Source organism: Chitinophagaceae bacterium (assembly GCA_007695095.1).
Taxonomy (GTDB): domain Bacteria; phylum Bacteroidota; class Bacteroidia; order Chitinophagales; family REEL01; genus REEL01.
This window is the reverse complement of record REEL01000094.1, coordinates 1-18,884: the sequence shown is the minus strand read 5'-3', so window position 1 is coordinate 18,884 and position 18,884 is coordinate 1. Positions and strand designations below refer to the sequence as shown.

At 36.6% G+C, this 18,884-nt stretch carries 9 protein-coding genes and 1 pseudogene; all 10 read right to left on the bottom strand.

Annotated elements, in window-relative coordinates; translation table 11 throughout:
• Positions 1-10 precede the first annotated feature (10 nt).
• A pseudogene (locus EA412_05730) lies at positions 11-121 on the bottom strand (transposase).
• Between the two features lie 49 nt (positions 122-170).
• The gene (locus EA412_05725) at positions 171-1,784 is read right to left on the bottom strand and encodes a class I SAM-dependent methyltransferase (GenBank protein TVR79791.1); all 1,614 of its coding nucleotides are present in this window, start codon (positions 1,782-1,784) and stop codon (positions 171-173) included.
• A 69-nt stretch (positions 1,785-1,853) separates the two neighbouring features.
• Entirely contained in the window at positions 1,854-3,710 is a 1,857-nt protein-coding gene (locus tag EA412_05720; GenBank protein TVR79790.1) for a cobalamin-binding protein, read from the bottom strand.
• A gap of 2 nt (positions 3,711-3,712) precedes the next feature.
• Positions 3,713-4,774: an NADP transhydrogenase subunit alpha gene (locus tag EA412_05715; protein TVR79789.1), complete on the bottom strand. Its 1,062-nt coding sequence runs from the start codon at positions 4,772-4,774 to the stop codon at positions 3,713-3,715.
• Between the two features lie 129 nt (positions 4,775-4,903).
• Positions 4,904-5,788: a polysaccharide deacetylase family protein gene (locus tag EA412_05710; GenBank protein ID TVR79788.1), complete on the bottom strand. Its 885-nt coding sequence runs from the start codon at positions 5,786-5,788 to the stop codon at positions 4,904-4,906.
• A gap of 3 nt (positions 5,789-5,791) precedes the next feature.
• The gene (locus tag EA412_05705) at positions 5,792-6,970 is read right to left on the bottom strand and encodes a hypothetical protein (protein TVR79787.1); all 1,179 of its coding nucleotides are present in this window, start codon (positions 6,968-6,970) and stop codon (positions 5,792-5,794) included.
• Positions 6,971-7,016: 46 nt separating this feature from the next.
• Complete coding sequence (locus EA412_05700; GenBank protein TVR79786.1) at positions 7,017-7,649, bottom strand: GNAT family N-acetyltransferase; 633 nt, start codon at positions 7,647-7,649, stop codon at positions 7,017-7,019.
• 9 nt (positions 7,650-7,658) lie between these two features.
• Entirely contained in the window at positions 7,659-8,999 is a 1,341-nt protein-coding gene (locus EA412_05695; GenBank protein TVR79785.1) for a hypothetical protein, read from the bottom strand.
• A 138-nt stretch (positions 9,000-9,137) separates the two neighbouring features.
• Positions 9,138-10,112: a type IX secretion system membrane protein PorP/SprF gene (locus tag EA412_05690; GenBank protein TVR79784.1), complete on the bottom strand. Its 975-nt coding sequence runs from the start codon at positions 10,110-10,112 to the stop codon at positions 9,138-9,140.
• A 13-nt stretch (positions 10,113-10,125) separates the two neighbouring features.
• On the bottom strand, positions 10,126-18,884 hold an 8,759-nt coding region (locus tag EA412_05685), incomplete at its 5' end, for a hypothetical protein (GenBank protein ID TVR79783.1).

The following is an 18,884-nucleotide window of genomic DNA, read 5'->3' as shown; positions in this document are numbered from 1 at the left end:
TTCACTTTAATCAATCAAAAAGAAATCTATCTTCATAAGGTACCTCAAATTTATCCAAAAACTCTATATATTCTTCTTTGAACGTTTTTTTGCTATGGTGTTTTTCCTGATTCAAGATATAGATATACGCCTGATTGATTTGGCTGTGCCCATAGGAAAATCCGCTTGGCTTAAATACCTTTAAATAAATTTATTGTTACAGTTGCCAGTTCTGAATTGGGAAATTTTGCCATCAGACGCTCATCAGGTCTTAACCCGGCTTCTTCAGCTATGCGCAAAAACACATCTGCTTCAAGTATGTATTGGTCAGAAAATCCATGAGTAGCATCGTAAGCCGTAGCCGGAGTTTTCCCAATATTAGCTGAGGTGATTTCAGGATTTAAGGTATGTAATTCAATTAATAATAAGCCAAACTTTTTGATGTATGGTTGCCATTTTTTAAAATGTTCCAGTAAACTATCTTCAACTTTGTTATTACTAATTCTTTTTCCTGATGAAGCAAAAGCCCCTGTTGAAGTACTAATTCTGTCAGTAATCACTTCAGGCTCTTCCCAAATTCGGTTATGATCAAGGAAGGTTCGCACATTTAGCAACTCTGACATATCAATGTTATAATCTTCTTTTAGCTCTGCCGAAAGCAAATCCGGCTTACCTATATCCCCCCAAACTACTTTTGCCCAAATATCTGCTTTAATAAGATTTGCTCTACTCACCTTTAAAGCTGAGCGATTATAATCTGCTCCTACCAAAAGTAAAGGATGTTCATCAAGTACTTTCCCGCGATACGTTCTCTTTTCTATAACATCAAAAATATGTATCAAAAAAGCCCCGTTACCGCAACCCAAATCCAATACTCCTTTCGGTTGTTCACTAATCGGCCTGTTAAATAAATCTATCAGGATTTCATCTATATTTTTAAAATAGCCGGAATGTGCTCCGCCACTACCCCAAACATTCATTTCTCTGTCAACATGAAGTTCCTCCTGACCATCTCCGCTCTTTAAAACATTAGGATTTCCAAAAATGAGCTCGTCTAATTTGGCAAATGTTGGCAAATACGAAACGGTAACTCCATAAGAACTGGCTCTTTTTGCAAAAAATAAACCTTTTGCAGTGAATTGATATGTTTGATTTTTTTTGTAAAACCAACCAATAGAAGTAAAGAAATCCAGTATGTGCTTAAAATTATCGGCATCCTCATGATATTCTTCTGCTCTAAATGAGGCTTCCATAAAGTATTTATGAAACAAATCTCCCATCCCAAGTTTTACAATCAGAGGTCCTGCAATAGCCCCTTCCAATTGAAAAAACACTTGTTCCAAAATCATTTCTTCATTAGTGTTCTTAGCTTTCGGTAAAGAAAAGCCTAATTCATATTGTTTAAAGAAAGAATTCAGTGTATGGTAAATTTCATTACTAAAGCTATCTGCCTTAAACAATTGATTGAACAGAGCCGGCATTTTTGCAATTTGCTCATATTTTGAAATTAATCCAAAGGCAAAAGCTGAGTGTTCATTCGTTGTAAAATGAATTTCACCATTTCTATGATTTATTTCTTGCTGTAGCCAATTTTGTGAGCAAAAAGTACGTAAAGCCACATTCAGATAACCTTCATTAGCTTTAAACCTATCCGTTAATTCTGAAAGGGTAACCTTCTTTTTCTCTAAAATATAATCTGTTACACCCGCCTTAAACAAAGCCACTGCAATTGGAATAGTAACTATCCCATCCAGGTGACGAAACAATTGAGAACGAAACAAAGTCTGCTGATCTTTTGAAATCATCTGTATGGGGTTTTTAATGACTCAATAAAATTTATATGCAAGCTTGCTTTACATAAAGCATTTTCAAAATCAATTTTTAAAAAGATTCTCCACCCTTTTCACCGGTTCGACCGGCTTACCTTTTTCATCTACAACTTTTACGGAACCATCAACTAATCGGGTGTCCCATTTAATTGCATTTTTAAACTCTTCTCTTCCTTCCCAAAGATATGGAACCGGCATCACTCCTTTTTTAAAAACCTGATAAAAGCCTTCGGGCGTATACAAATCAAGAATATTTTTCTCCAAAATTCCGACTATAGACTTTACTGTTCGATAAAGGTCATCTGTTCTTTCTATCACCTCTTTATTTTGCTTCATATCATCCACTAATCCGGATTTTTTCTGCTTTCGGTATTCTGCAATTGCACTTAACGTAATTTGTATACTTTCGTTGATAAATGGTGGAGTTGCAAGCTTCACGGCTTCACAGTAACTCACCACATGTATTAAATCGGGACTTGTAACATTATCAGGCTCAATATCGTCCATCATTGCCGAAACTTTTGCAAGCTGTATTTTGGCCTTTTCGAGATCCGGAGAAAAATAATCTAATCCGGCTCTGGGCTGAAGGAATACTTTAAAGTTTTTATCTTCCAATTCTCTCAGCAACTTAATTAAGGTTTTGGCTTTTGCCAGGTCTTGAACTCCCCAGGTAGATTTTGGAGTGTTCAGCATTACCTGTAAAACCATATATTTTACCCCAAGTTTCTTTGCAGCAATCGCTGCCAGATAGGAGGAAAGCACATAAGAATAATCATCTCCGCCTCTGAAAGAAAAGTGATGTGGAATATTCGGCTCAAAAGGTTTGCCACTAGCTGCAATAACTTTTAAAGTTTCAAAATGCTGCTCTAAATTTTTCTTAACCGGGTAAGGACCACGGCCGTCAATCTGATTAAACCACCATAATGAAAGCGCATGCCAGGCAATATTTATATTCTTTTCATAGATTTTTGCCAGTTCAGGTATATTTTTTGTGCCCGCATAAGTCCTTACAAGCATAGGTCTTGAAGCTTCCCAAATATCTCTCAGGTCTTTTTCTGAATTTATGGGAACCCCTCCTCCATTGGGTTTATCGCCCCATTCTTCTCCAAAGTTTGATTGACTTAATTGAGAAGATCCTACAGAAACTATATCTAAAAACCCGGATTCAGAAAGGTTTTTTAACCAGGAATTAAACTCCTTTTTGGCTTCATTATATTTGGGATTGTAAGGCCCCACATGTACCCTCGTAAGTGGTAAATTTTTGGCCTCTTTATTATAGCGCACCCGCTCAGCTAATGTATCTTTCAAAGTCCCGAAATTGGGATAGGTTTCTCTTTTAGGCGGATTAAAAAAATGATGCTGTCCGGAAGCAATAAATTGCTCGGCAAAAGCCATTAAATCATCATCATATTTAGAGCCCTGATATATCTCTTTGGGAATTTTGTGTTCGGGTATACCTATTTTAAGTAAAGTTTCAAGCTGTGTTTCATCACCATAAAAAACAGGAATTTCCTGATTGTATTCATTTTTAATAGCGTTGCATGCTTCCGGTAATCCGGCAAAATAAACTTGCTTTAACAAGCCGCCCTGATTAGAAAAAGCTTTATAGTCTTTCAGTAAGTGAAAAACTCTGCCGAAGTTTACCCTTGCATCCTGAGGGTCTAATCGATAACTAAATCCCAGTCTGGTAATCCTATTTTTATTTATCCAATTCAACAGCAGAGAAATGTTTTCGGCTTTTGCTATTCTGGAAATTGCCTCTGCTATTTCTCCATCGCCCTGATGTACGGTAAATCCACAATCTTCCAGCAACCTTCCGACTGTTGACATTCCTAATGAATGAATATCCTGAAATGGTCTTATGAAACCAAAAACCTCATTATGGTCTACCTTAATATGCATTTTTATAAAATTTTTAGCAACTCTTCTTTTGAAATATTCCCAAGGCCTATATTCTCCAATGTTCTACCTTTTAAACGAAAATCACAACTCAATACAGATTGCGTAATATGCAAAACACCATTTAATAGCGGGAGCTCTAAGTTACATAATTTTCCGAGTTCAATTATCGGCAAAACACCGGTTGGAATATCCTCCATCAACATACGACTATTCAACTTATCAGGAGCCTGAATTTTATAATAAGCCGGATTATTTTGCATTTTTTCATTTAAATTTTCCCCTTTAACTTTTCCGTATGCATAAGAAACCCAATCTGAAACAGAATGGAGTTTTATACCAAAAGAATCACCTACCATAAGTCGCTCCCTGTCAAGGTCTGAAATAAATTTTGAAACAGAAGGAGTCATATCATTATAAAAGTAAAACAAATTACCTCTTTCAATTGCTGCAGCATTTAATAAAACTACTGCCGGATGGAGTATGGCGCCAATATTTTCCAGGCTGGTAACCAATACATTTTCTACTTTAATGAAACAATTATAAACAGCATTTAATTTTTCTATAACATAATCTGTATCTGTAGACGGGAATGCTGAGAAAAAGACACGGTCCTTTATTCCAATTATTTTTACTTCCCCCGGCTTTTCAATACGACAAGCGTAAATCAGACTTTGTGCCTCAGCGATAAAGACTTTTTTAGTTGAATTTTTTCTTATTATATGTGAAAACTCAATTGCTCCAAGAGTTCTACCGGGATTGAGTACAATTATTTGATTATCTCTTAAAAAAGGGGCTAATTTATTTGCTATATCGCTGTGTGCATCTGCCGTAGTCGTAACCATTATTAAATCAACATCTCTTACGGCAAGTTCTATATCATCCGTAACCATATCAATTGATGCCAGACCGTTAATTTCACCAATTACACGAATCTCTTTTGTATTTTGTATTTCTCTAATTTTAGTAATATTCCTATTGTATAAGTTTACTTTAAAACCGAGAAGTGAAAAATGTCCGGCCATTGCCTGACCACCATTACCTGCTCCTAAAACAGCAATTTTCATAGATGCACTTTATAGCCCCAAAGATAATTATTAGTCCGTTAAATTTAGTTTTATAATAATTAAATATACGATTGTAAAATACTTAGAGAACTTTGAGGTAAAACACTCTTAATATTCAATAAAATACGCCTAATACAAAAGTTTATAGGCAGATAACCTTAACCTTAGTTTCCACCACTCGTTATTGTACAAATCAAATCTTGGTAAAAGGTTTTCTTTTTCTGACTTTTCTACAGATTTGGCTTCTGTTGTCAGCAAAAATTTATAGCCGCAACTTTCCGCAATTTTATTTACCTCCTCATTATACCGGCCATTTGGGTAGGCAATCGAATGACAATTTTCAACATTTGTGTTTTCCAGTATCATTTTCTTTGAATGCTGCAGTTCAAAATGAAGTTGCTCGCTGCTTAATTCAGTCAAGGTTGGATGTGTATGTGTATGTGAACCAATCGAAATTCCATAGTTTAGGCAATCATTAATTTCTTTCCAATTCATCATTTTTGTAAAAGAGACTTTTTCATCTAAGCCCGACTCCATTTCTTTGATATACTTATCCTTATCCTTTAAATTCAATAGCTTTAAATATACATTGATAGCTGTTTTTTTAACTTCTGCCGGATTATTCAGCAAAACTTCAATATTAAAATCAGGTATAGAAAGTTTTTTCTTTTGAAAATAATATGTCTCTATAATTTTATTTAGTTGTTGAGTCCAAAAACTTTCACCGGTATCCGCTGAGTGAGTAATAACGTGTTGTATAGCGGGCATTTTTAGCTCAGATAATATGGGAAGTGCATTTTCATAGAAATCATAATAAGCATCATCAAAGGTAATTACAGCACGCATTTTTTTGGAACTGAAATCCTTTTTGACTTCTTCAATGGGTATTACGAGGTAGTTTCTGTCGATATAATTACAAACTTTTTTAAAGACATCTACGGGCATGGGAGGATAAGCCGGCGAAAACTCATCCGAAACTCTGTGAAAGCAGTATATCTGTGTTTTAGAATTCATATCCTATCTGAATTTCAATAAAAGTCCTTTAAAGAAAGGGATAAAATCATTCCACTTAAAGGTTGCTTCTACTTTTTTACCCTTTAAAGAGCGTAACCATTGCCTGAAGCTTATTGATGCTTCCGGATATCCTTTTATTTTATAACCCCAAAGTGCATAATAAAAGTCCAAAGGCAAAATGAGCCATACCAATTTGGCTTCTTTATTAAATTCTTTTTCCACCTTTTCTCCTAAAGCGTCCCGATAAGCCATTAATGGCAAATTCACCCCACATGCCAGAGCCGATGAGTTCCAAACGCCTGTACGCGGGTTTATCTCCATTAATTTATAACTATTGTCTCTTGCATCTCTTTTAAATTCAATGTTAGAAATTCCATAGAAACCACCGGCTTTTATCAACTTATCGGCATTTGTATAAATTTCTTCTACATGTTCAATTTTTCCGGAAACTATAGTTCCTGTTTGTGGGGGGTATTGCCTTATTTTATGACCAATTGAGTAACCAATAATTTCACTGTTTTTATTTGCATAACTGGTAATAGTGTACAAATCAGTGACTTCTCCCGGTATGTATTCCTGAACAACAATACCATCCTTACACAAATCTGTTGCTGCTATTTTTTTTATAAGCTCCTCTAAGCTTTTTTTATCACTTATTATAAAAGCCTTTTCACCGAGTTGTTGAGAAAAAGTGATATTAACGGAAGGTTTAATAATAAGTGGAAACATCATTTTATCGGCAATTCCATCAAAGTCTGCTATGTTTTTAACGATGATTGTCTTTGGACTTGGAATATCATGTTTGTCAGCAAAGGAATACAAAAATTCTTTTTCAATTAGAGGGGATAATTTTGACCAATCGCAGACAGGAATGATAAACTTTTCTGTAAGCCTTTCTTTATACTTAATAACAGGCATTAAAAAAAGATCGGAGGTTGCAAAAAGAATGATTTTCTGTTCACTTTTTTCACCGTATTCTACTAAAAAATCTATTAAAAGCTCTTCTTGCAGAGGATTTGGGCAGATTTCATAAGTACAAAACCTGGAGCTCATACCATAATCTTTATACCAACTCATTGCAATTACCGGAATCGGGGTTTTTTCAAAACTTCTTATAATGCCTAAACCGTTAATTCCGGCTCCCAAAACAACAACCGGGTTCAGGGAATTATTTTTCTTCATATTTGTATTTTATGCTGATTCTAAAGATCAAAGACAAAAGTAATACTTATCTTGAGTTAGCTGAATAAATTTTCATTGCACTTTTCAAGGCTTTGTTTGCCCTGAATCGCTGTATAAAATTTCTATTGTAGTTTGAGTTTTTGTGTATAATTTTTAAAGGGTCAAACTGTGGCTTAAACCCACATTTAAAATGAGTGATAATAGAGGTTTCTCTATAAGATGTAATAACTGATTCTCCGTATTTAATCCCACTGTTTTTAAGATGATGAAAACCATGCAAAATTATAAATTTCCCCAGGCCTTTTCCCTGATAATCCTTTCTGACAGATAACCTGAATACTCCACCATATTGCTTATTACTTCTGTAAATACCCGTAGACACAGATGCAATAACTTTATTTTCATCAAAAACCAAAAAGGTTTCTGTATCGTCCAGAAAATGATGCTTAGTCAGCAGATTAAGCGCTTGCTCTAAATTAATTTCTGAATCATCATACGCATCATTCATAACTTCTACCCAGGAAGCCACTTCATCTGAATTATTTAAATCTATTTTTTTTACGTAAAAAGGAGCTATATCCGGAACAGGCTTAATTTCATCAAGCTTTGCCTGAACATGCACTTCAGAGTTCCTTAAATTTGAATACAATCTCTTAAGATTATTTATAAAGTAAGTCATGTTAAAGCGTCATTTACTTTGGTGAGTGGAAATAATACTTTTCATTCGGTCTGCTAAAATTCGTGCTTGGTTTTTTCTTGAAAATTCATCTATATTCACTGAATTACAAGATATCTCACCTTTGCTTTTAAATTCATCATGCAGTTTATGGAGATTCTCAACCAAATCCTTTGAATTTTTAATTATCAAACCTGAATTTGTTTTTAACAAAAGTTCAATCTGTGGATTGTATTTATGGTCATCACTTTCTATATAGTAAGGGTATTCAGTTACTTTTTCCACTGACTCTTCAGAGAAGCAAAACAAAACCAATCTTTTTAATGCAATATAGTCATATATCTTTGTTCCTATTTTTGCATAATTATTAAACAATAATAAGATATTATGCTTAGAAATCACTTTTAAAAGATCTAAGTTCGATAATTTAGGGTGTACAAAAACGACCTTTTTTAATAGTGGGAACTTCTTTTCTATTAAATCTGTCAATTCATTTTCTTTACTAAGTCCATAAAAGTTAATCTCAAAATCTATATTCAGTTTACTTTCATAAAAAGAATTTACTGCCGATAAAAACTTTTCAATAGGATGATAAAAGTAAATTGTTCCGACATGAGCTATTTTAAGCTTTTCGCTTTGTTGGTCTATATTTTTAACCTTTTCCATAGCCTCAGGGTCAAACCCATTTGTAACTATGCTTATTTTTTTATCCTTAATAAGTTCTTTAATTTTTTCTTCAAACAGAGGTGAAACGGTTGTTATTTCAGAAACATTTTTTAAGAACTTTTTTTCAAAAAAAGGATTCCACTTTTTTAAAAACCAATTTGTATTTCTGGATCTGCTTTGAGACCAAGGATCTCTGTAGTCGGCAACCCAGGGTATGTCATAATTTGAACTCAGTTTTGAGGCATACTTAAAAAGTATATGTGGGGTACCGGTAGCAATAATTAAATCTACTTTATTCTTTTTCAAATAGCTATCCGCAGCATAAAACAACTTAGATTTAGTTCCGGTGAAAAATAAAAACTGTATCAGTTCATAGTACAGAGTTACTAATTTCCTTAAAAAGTTAAACCGCTTTTCACCGTATTTTAATAATAAACGATTTGCCAAATTAGGTTTGTAGGGGGATCTTAAGATTGTGCCGGTATTCGATTCTTCTACAACTACTTCTTTAGAAAACCCCGGCGAAACATAATCTAAATAATTTCCATGCTTATTACTCCATTGTCTGGTAACCACAACAGGATACAATCCATTTTCAGACAAATAATTAAACCAACTAAAAGGCCTTAACCCACCTACAGAAACGTAAGGAGGAAAATCATATGCAAGTATTAACACTTTTTTCATAAACTCAATACCGGTTGAATTAAAACTCTACACATTCATCAGGAAGTAAACCGGTTTGATATTTACTGTTCTCATTTGGTTATAAGATTTCACTTTGAACACTTAACACAGCAATCAACTATTGAAACAGATGATAAATTATCTTCTGTAATATCTCAAACCATGCTGAAATTCAGAAATATCACCAAAACGGAAAGAAAGTGTAATCTCATGAGTACTTCCCAAAACACTGCTAACATCTGTCAGACCCAAATCATAAGAATAGCCCAAAGAAACCAACTGGGCAATCATAAAACCTGCCTCAAAAATTGCTGTTCCGGACGTACGATAACCACCGCCTATCCAAACCAAGTCATCATAATTAAAGCGGATCAAACCATCTAACTGATTTGGTGCCTTTGGTAAGGCTCTGTACCAAACCATTGGTTGTATTTTAAACTCATCCTGAGTGCCGAAGTTGATTGAACCTCCCAAAACAGTATAATAATGAATTACTCTTTTTAGTGTTGCTTCTCCCCCATCTCCTATGAAAAGCATATTATAAGGTACTGCCTGAGGTACAGAAAAGCCCAAAAAGAAATTATCACTATAATAATAGTAAAACCCTAAACCGGCATTTGGCAATAAACGAAATTCATTATTTTCAAAAATAGTCGGGTCATTAGGCATATCTAAAGAAAGCTCTGACGCATTTAAGCGATATTGTATAAAAGAAGCAGACAAGCCGAATGACAACCGGCTATTACGGATAAATGTAGGATATCTGAACGGATTCAATTTTGTCATACCCAAATGGTATGCAAGCGCCAGATTAATCCCGGTAAATCCCGTTGGTCCGGTCTGATCATTTACAATATTTACTCCAATACCAAGATTTGAACGATGAATTGGCGTTCTAAAAGTCGCATTTTGTGTTTGCGGAGACTCATTTATTCCCGTCCACTGATTTCTGTATGACAATGATATCATACGATAATCATTGGATCCGGCAACGGCAGGGTTTAATACAAAACTATTTTCCCTGTACTGGCTGAATATTGGAAATTGCTGTGCCTGAATATCAGAAATGAAAATAATTGAGACGATAACTAGTGCAAAAATATTTTTAAACATCTTATTGGTTTTATTATCTTAAAATTGTTAGAGGGCCTGTTAATACCTCTCCGGTAGCCTTTAATCTGATAATATAATAGTAGGTTCCCTCCGGTAAATCTCTACCGCTGTAAGTACCATTAAAACTATTATCATAAGGAGCTCTTCTGAAAACTTCATCTCCCCATCTTGTTAAAATAACCACTTCATTATCGGGATAGAAACGTAGTTCTCTTATGTTCCAGCTATCATTTATACCATCACCATTTGGTGTGATTGCATTCGGTATAAAGATTTCATCTTTTACTATTATCGCAAATTGACTTATTGTAAAGCATCCCGTTTCAACATCTGTTACAATTAAATCATAAGTTGTATTTGCTGAAGGAGTAGCTAAAGGATCAGGGCAGTCAGTACAGCTCAAGCCTGTTGATGGTTCCCAACTATATACTATATCTGTGCTGAAACTGTTCACATCTGTTTCAATTTGTACACTAGCTCCCGGAATTATAGTATCAGGAGATGCCGGCGATAAGCTAACAAAAGGTGCATCAATCTCGGTAACCGAAACTGATGTTGTTTCAGTACACCCATTCTCATCTGTAATGATTACTTCATAATCTCCCGGCTCCAAATTACTTATTACCGGCGAATTATTTAATCCGGATCCCCAGTTATAGTTTAAGTCTCCGGTTCCACCATCAACCGTTAAGCTAATAACGCCATTATCATTTCCACAAAGTGAAGGATTCATATCTACAGCAGATATTACCGGTGCTTCTTCATCTATTATGTCAAAGCTAAGTATCGTATCACAGCTAAAGTCATTAGTGACAGTAACCTGATAACTACCGGCTGCCAGTAAATCGGCTATCTGGTTATTTAATGCCGGATCATGAGACCAGTCAAAGGTATATGGTGCAGAAGCTCCACCCAATTCTATTGTTATAGTCCCATTCTCATCGCTACAAGTGGCATTCTCAACAATAGTATTTGTTATATCCGGATTATCTTTTTCTCCAACAGTGAAGTTCGTGTTTGCTGTACATCCGTTATTATCTACTATCACAACCAGATAATTACCGGCAGCAACATTAGAAAATACATGTGTAGAATTTGAAGTAAATTGAATAGTATCACCCGTTGAAGAAGCAATGCTTACAGGGAATACACCACCGCTTACTGTTAATTCTACTTCTCCGTCCTGACCTCCGTAGCAACTTGCGTTCTCCAATATGCTCACATCAGCTACTATTTCACCCGGTTCTTCAATTTCCACTTCCAGAGTTTCTGTACAGCCTGAGTCATCCGTTACTGTAAGTGTATATGTATCGGCAGCTAAATTATCAATAGAAGGTCCGCTTAAGTTACCCGGCATCCAGTTGTAATTAAGGGTTCCGGTTCCACCGCTGGCAGATACCGTTGCAGAACCATCTGTCAAGCCAAAGCAACTAACATCCTCTTTGCTAGTTAAACTGATTACGATTTCATCCGGCTCAGCAATTGTGACGGAGCTACTTGCCTGACAGCCGCTTGAATCAGAAACGAAAACAGAAAAAGTACCTGCAGGTAAATCAACTGCATCAGCCGTTGTTTGCGACATCGGATCTGTCCAGTTGTAAGTATAAGGTTGACTTCCACCACTTACCAGCGTTTGAGCAGTACCATCGTCAGCACCAAAACAAGTAATGTCTGTAAAGCTATCAATGTTTACTGTCAATTCATCCGGTTCCGGAATAGTGACGGTATCTGTTAAAGTACAATTATTATCATCAGTAACCTGAACTGTATATTGGCCTGCAAGTAAGTTTGAAGCGACTGAATCTGTTTGGGTATCACTCCATTCATATGTATAAGGTTGAACACCACCACTTGGGGTGACTACAGCAAAACCATCATTAAACCCAAAGCAAGTAACTCCCGCAAAGTCAGTAATTTCTACATCAAAAAATCCGGGCTGTTGAATTTCTACCTCCAAACTATTAGAACAAGCATTGCTATCCGTAGCAACAACGGTATATATTCCTGCAGAAACACTATCCAATAATGAACCTTGTGTTAAATCAGGATCAGACCAAACATATACGATAGATCCGATACCGCCGGTAGCTTCAACTAAAGCAGAACCATCCGACAATCCAAAGCAACTAACATCTGTTATACTCAGAACATCTATAAAAATACTATCGGGTTCACTGATGTTAACCGTTAATGTATCCGTACAATTATTATCGTCAGAAACGACTACTTCCCATGCACCCGAAGGTAAATTGAAAACTATGCTATCAAACTGAGCATCCGGGTCATTCCACTGATATGTAAAAGAGCCGGTTGATGTAGTACCACCTGAAACAGCAATAGTTGCAGAGCCGTCATCCGCTCCGAAACAACTTAAATCTTGCGTTTCAATTATAGATGCCAGAACAGCTGATGGTTCACTAATGATTACCTGTGCATTATCGGTACATCCATTAGCATCTGTGACAGTTACTGTATATGCACCTTGTGCAAGATCGTTTACTACTGAATCCGTTTGGCCTAATAACCATGCATAGCTGTAAGGCCCTGTTCCTCCGGTAACCCCCACTTCAGCGGTTCCGTCTTCCAGTCCAAAACAACTTACATCCGTAAAGTTTATAATTGATGCCACTAAGCTATCCGGTTCATTAATCTGAACACTAGCCGTTGTTTCACAATTATTATCATCTGTTACTGTTACCGTATAAACACCCGGAGCCAGATTTATTGCTACAGTGCTATCCTGAAATAAAGGATCATCCCAACTATAAGTATATATACCGGAACCTCCGGATGCTAAAACTTCAGCAAAGCCATCATTTGCACCAAAGCAACTGATATCTGTACTATCGATTATTGAAGCTGCAACCGGATCCGGTTCAGTAATTGTTACCTGGAAAGTATCCGAACAACCGGAACTATCCGTTACAGTAACTGTATATGTATCTGCCGGTACTCCCGTCAAGATAGAATCTGCTGTTGCAGATGCATCGTCCCATAAATAAGTATATGGTAATGTGCCTCCTGTTACCCCGATAGTTGCACTTCCATCACTCAAGCCACCACAACTAACATTATCCTGACTAAGTAATACAATATCTAAAGTTTGTGGCTCAGTTATCGTGTCTGTATAAGTTTCAGTACATCCGTTATCATCTGTTACTGTCAAAGTATATATTCCATCTCCCAGATTCACGGCAGTACTGGAATCTTGTAAAGCCGAATCATCCCACGCGTATGTATAAGGCGCTGTTCCTCCCAGCACTTCGACTGAAATACTACCGTCAGTAAAGCCACTACAAGTAATATCCTGCAAACTAAGTAAATTTATTATCAATTCATCCGGTTCAGCTATAGAAGCAGAATCTGTCGCCTGACAGCCGTTATCGTCTATAACTGTGATAGTATATGTGCCCTGATCTAAATTAGATGCAATTTCAGTATCTTGCGTTGCCGGGTCATTCCAGGCTATAGTATATGGAGAAGAACCTCCAAGTACTGTGGAATAAATTACTCCATCTCCGGCATTAAAGCAAGAAATATCAGAGACACTGTCAATTTGTACACTTAACACAGGTGGTTCTGTAATTGTAAAGTCCAGTGAATCTACACATCCATTACCATCTGTAACTATCACAGTATAAATACCGGCAGGCACACCACTTATAACAGAATCTGTTGTTGAAGGTGGATCATTCCATACAGGAGAATAAGGCTGAACACCTCCACTAATTATCACAGAGGCACTTCCGTCACTTAAACCTCCACAGGAAACATCACTAATATCTCCAATACTCAAAATCAATTCAGACGGTTCATTAATATCAACATTTAAAGTTGTAACACATGCATTAGAATCAGTAACTGTTAAGTTATAATTTCCTGCTATTAAATTTTCTGCAATACTGTCATTTAATGCCGGGTCATGGTTCCAATCATAATTATATGGTAAGGTCCCGCCTTCAATATCAGTAATAATTAAGCCGTTGTTAAAGCCGAAGCAGGTAACGTCATCAACAGTTATTGTTGAAGCTGTTAATTCTGCCGGTTCAGCTATAGTAACACTAATGCTGTCTTCACAAAGATTAGCATCAGTAACGATTACTGTATAAGTTCCTCCCGCTAAATTTGTTATTTCTGCAGTTGTCTCAATGTTATCCCATAAGAAAGTATAAGGAGTTGTTCCACCGGAAGGAACCACTTCGGCAACTCCGTTATTATCTCCAAAACAACTAATATCTTCGGAAATTGTAGTTAAGTTTATTGCATCAGGTTCAGTAATTTCAACTTGAACAATTGCTGTAACTCCGTTATCATCAACCACTGTTACTTCATAAATTCCGGCTGTAAGGTTCACTGCTATTGAGTCATTCTGAACAGGAGTAGTATTCCATGTATATGTATAAGGTTCCACTCCACCGACCGGAGTAACTGTTGCACTTCCATCAGCAAAACCATTACAGCTTACCATAACAGTATCTGTAACATCAACTATTAATGGTGGTGGCTCACTTATTATAACCGATGCGGTGTCTGTACAGCCATTAGCATCCGTAACAGTCACTGTATATGTGCCTGCCGGTAAATCAATAGCTGTAGAATCCGCTTGTGGAGGAGTTGTATTCCAGGAATAAGAATAAGGAGAAACACCTCCCGTCGGGGTTACCGTTGCACTTCCATCATTTAATCCATTCACAGATACATTTACCTGATTGGTAATTTGAGCATTTAAAGAATCAGGGGAGGCTACAGTCCCTGAAATAGTTGTTTGACAACCATTCGTATCTGTTATAGTAGCTGTATAAGTATCTGCTTCCAATGAGGTTGCTGTAGTTGTATTTTGTCCGGCAGGATCATCCCATAAGACAGCATAGGGTTGAGTACCACCTGTTATACTAATTTCTATTTCACCATCATCTGAACCAAAACAAGTCAAATCTGAAGTACTCACCAAACTTGCTGAAAGGGCAAGAGGTTCAAATACAGAAACACTTAATGTATCAAAACAGCCTTCCTGATCTGTTACGGTTACTGTGTAACTTCCTGCCGGTAAATTTGAGGCTGTAGCACCGGTCTGATTACCACTATCATTCCAACTATAAGTTAATCCACCTTGACCTCCACTTGCATCTACTGTTACACTTCCATCAGACAAACCAAAGCAACTTACACTATCAGTCGCCAAAACGCTTATGTTTATTGGATCCGGAGAACCAACTACAACATTTAAAATTTCTTCGCAAAGATTGGCATCTGTTACCGTTACGGTATAGTTACCTGCTGTCAGGTTTATAGCAATACTATCAGTTTGTGCGTCACTCCATTCATATACATAAGGACCGTTACCCCCACTTACAATTATCGAGGCGCTTCCGTCATTATCTCCCGGACAAGTAACATCCGTAATATCTCCTTCAGTAACAACAAGCTCAGCCGGTTCGGATATAACTACATCAGCTGTAGTTTGACAACCATTAAAGTCCGTAATATCAACAGTATATAATCCGGCACTTAAATTAGTTGCTGTTTGAGTTTGCTGAATATCAGACCAAAGAATATCATAGGGGGCTGTTCCACCGGAAATATCAACTGTCGCACTTCCGTCATTTAATCCATTACAACTTACATCAGTAAAATTCAGAATTTCTGCTATCAATGAATCCGGTTCAGTTATGTCTATATCATCTGTTGCTCCGCATTGTTGAGCATCAGTAACAAAAATATCAAAATTTCCGGCACCTAAACCACTTAGAGTATGAGTTAAGTTAGTGGTTCCATTTACCACATCTCCGGTTGACCATGTTAAATCAAATGGTGCTGTACCTCCACTAATCACTGCCTGAACAGTAGCATCATTATCTCCATTACAGCTGACAGAATCTATAATTGTTAATTCTATATCAAGTGTAGAAGGAGTAACATTCACAATAACATCGTCTGTATTCTGGCAGCCATTATTATCCGTTACCGTTAATGTAAAAGTTGTTGTATTAAAAACTGTTGCCTGTGGATTTTGCAAAGTAGAATCATTCAATAAATTTCCGGGACTCCAACTATAAGAAACCCCACCGCTTCCGTTTAGGGTTACGGTACCTCCCTGACATACTGTTTGAGAAGTTCCGGCATCTGCAAGCGGGTTAGGGAAAGTGGTTATAAAATCTTCGAAAGTAGTTGTAATCTCTCCATTAGGAAATTCCACAGTGAGAATTACATCATAGGAGCCGGCAGCATTAAAACAAATATTTGTCGGATTTTGCTGTGTGGAAGAAGTTGTAGCGGCACCCGGGAAAGACCATGAGTAACCTGTTGGACTGTAAATAGCCGGAACAATAGGTGAAAAATCAACACAATCCCCTGCACAGATTATAGTATCTGTTGAAGAAATATTAAATTCAGGAATAATGATATCTGCAAGGCTATATACTCCATATTCATCTATACCGTTTGCCGTAACCCGATTTAATGCTGTATTTACGGTGCCAAAAGGTTGTGTCCAAAAGTTATTAGAAGCATCCCACCTAACTGCTTTTAAGTTTGCTTCATTGATGCTATTTGTAGAACCTCCAATAGCATCCCATTCTGAATCTCTGTATGTAAAAGTGACATTTTTCTCCGGCAAGCTCGTATAATTCTGAGGCTCTATAATCCAATATCTGTCAACAAATTTTTCAGCGGCTTCAGCTCCGGTAAAATCTTCTGTATTATTTACTCCCGTTGGGAAAGGTCTGTTATTAGGGTTTTGCGTAACATCCGTAGGGTAAGTTGCAAAAACAAATGAACCATTTGTAGAAGAACCGGCATTTGTTACTTCAAAATTTAAAGGAAAAAAAGCAGTAGATCCCAAGGCTCCGAAAGGAACCTGATAGGTTTGACCGGGAATTCCATCACCGATAAACCATTCTACCTCACCATAGCCTGCAATATCATTAGTTTCGCTGGCAATATGTCCGTTTTGTCTTAATATAGCATTTGGGTCATCATTAAAAATGACTAAGCGATTTGAATTTAAACGAAGTCTGTTGTTTCTGAAATTTATCGTATTACTAATATGTAAATCACTAATCATCTCCGGTGTACCTTCTATATCTACATCATTAAACAAAAGTGAATTAGTTCCGGTAGTTGCGTTTATATAACCCGGTAATGTATGAAAAGAAACAAAGGAGTTTCCGCTTATGGCATCTACGGTTCCATTGAAATAATCAAAACTTCCACCAATTGCAATAGTATCATTTAGAGTCAAAGTTCCTGCCGGTTTATCTATTATTACATTGGGTAATTTCCCTCTGGAGTATTCAACTGTACTAATGAAAGACTGATTTGTATTACCCAATATATGCAGATTAGTTGTACCACCCGCATTCGGGCTGGCACTTGTATTGTTTATAAATACATCTCCACTCACATAAATATTGCCCCCTTCAAGTGTAATTCTGTTAAAACCTTCATTACTGAAGTTACCCGGTACCGTTATATCAGCATTTACATTAAAAGTTGCATTACCCGTTCGGGCAGCAAAACCAATGTTCGGGATTATGTGATTGGGGCCATTGATATCATTTGCAGATGCAAAAAACACGAATCCGTTTCCAATAATATCTCCCTGCACATACTCCCAGGTTCCTGCGATAGAAGTATTTCCAATAATCTCTAAATTTCCTGCCGGTTTATCTATGGTAACATTTGGCAATCTGCTTATACCTGGAGCAACTGCTGAGTTTGAAGTTTGATTTCCTGTTCCGGAAAAAACTACGGTACCGCTTCCACCTCCATTTCCGGAAGTATACTCCAAAAATAAGTCTCCTTCTAAAAAGATGGTTCCTAAATTTAGACTTAAAGGTTGGTTACCTGTTAACGTCAATTCATTAGTAATTGTAAAATTAGTGTTGATAGCATGAGATGAGTTAGACCCCTGAGATGAAAACGCAACATTTTCTATCTCAAATGGAATACCGGAAACAGAAACATTTCTAAAAAAATACCATGTTCCGGGACCTGTTAGTGTACCTGAAGTATACATAAAATCCTTTTCCCACCCTAAACTCACAAAATCCTGAACTATTAGTGAACCGGCCGGTTTGTTTATATGTACATTAACTAATTTTGCTAATAATGGAGCTGTCGTACCAAAAATTGTTTGGTCGCTACTTGAAACAAAGTGAATAGTAGAGTTCCCGAAATTTAAATTCGAAGCATTCGATGAAAGTAGATAGGTGTCTCCAAAATGGAAGATGTCATCTCCATCAAATGCAATAGCATAAATACCGTTATAAACAAGATTGTTTAAAATATTTATATCGGTATTAAGCTGAAATATAGCGTTAGCAGTTATTGGTTGTAAAATAAGGTCAAAAAAATCTAAGTTTGGGGTGGCATTAATAGTAATTTCATCCGTAATCCTTACAGCACCGTTATTATGATTAAATGAACCGCTCAACAAAGAAAAATTACTGCTCAATCGTAAGGTGTCGGAAGTTGAAATAAAGTTACCTCCATCTATAGTTAGCGGGCCTACAACATTTATTCTTTCGGTTCCACCGGAAAATGTCCCTCCATTTATTACTGCACCTATAGGTCCTGACACTGTAAACACAAAATTATTGTGGTTAATAGTACCGGTATAGGTATCATTCACTATCAAACGAGCAACATTAACTGCCTGATTAACATTACAATTTCCAATTCCATTGCCGTTAAATACAGCTGTGTTACCCGGTCCGGGAACAGATGCTCCCCCGGGTCCTCCACTGAAAGTTGACCAATTAGCTGTATTAT

Excerpts from the sequence above, each read along its gene's own strand:
- EA412_05725 (TVR79791.1), bottom strand. The coding sequence starts at position 1,784 with ATGATTTCAAAAGATCAGCAGACTTTGTTTCGTTCTCAATTGTTTCGT.
- EA412_05720 (TVR79790.1), bottom strand. The coding sequence starts at position 3,710 with ATGCATATTAAGGTAGACCATAATGAGGTTTTTGGTTTCATAAGACCA.
- EA412_05715 (TVR79789.1), bottom strand. The coding sequence starts at position 4,774 with ATGAAAATTGCTGTTTTAGGAGCAGGTAATGGTGGTCAGGCAATGGCC.
- EA412_05710 (TVR79788.1), bottom strand. The coding sequence starts at position 5,788 with ATGAATTCTAAAACACAGATATACTGCTTTCACAGAGTTTCGGATGAG.
- EA412_05705 (TVR79787.1), bottom strand. The coding sequence starts at position 6,970 with ATGAAGAAAAATAATTCCCTGAACCCGGTTGTTGTTTTGGGAGCCGGA.
- EA412_05700 (TVR79786.1), bottom strand. The coding sequence starts at position 7,649 with ATGACTTACTTTATAAATAATCTTAAGAGATTGTATTCAAATTTAAGG.
- EA412_05695 (TVR79785.1), bottom strand. The coding sequence starts at position 8,999 with ATGAAAAAAGTGTTAATACTTGCATATGATTTTCCTCCTTACGTTTCT.
- EA412_05690 (TVR79784.1), bottom strand. The coding sequence starts at position 10,112 with ATGTTTAAAAATATTTTTGCACTAGTTATCGTCTCAATTATTTTCATT.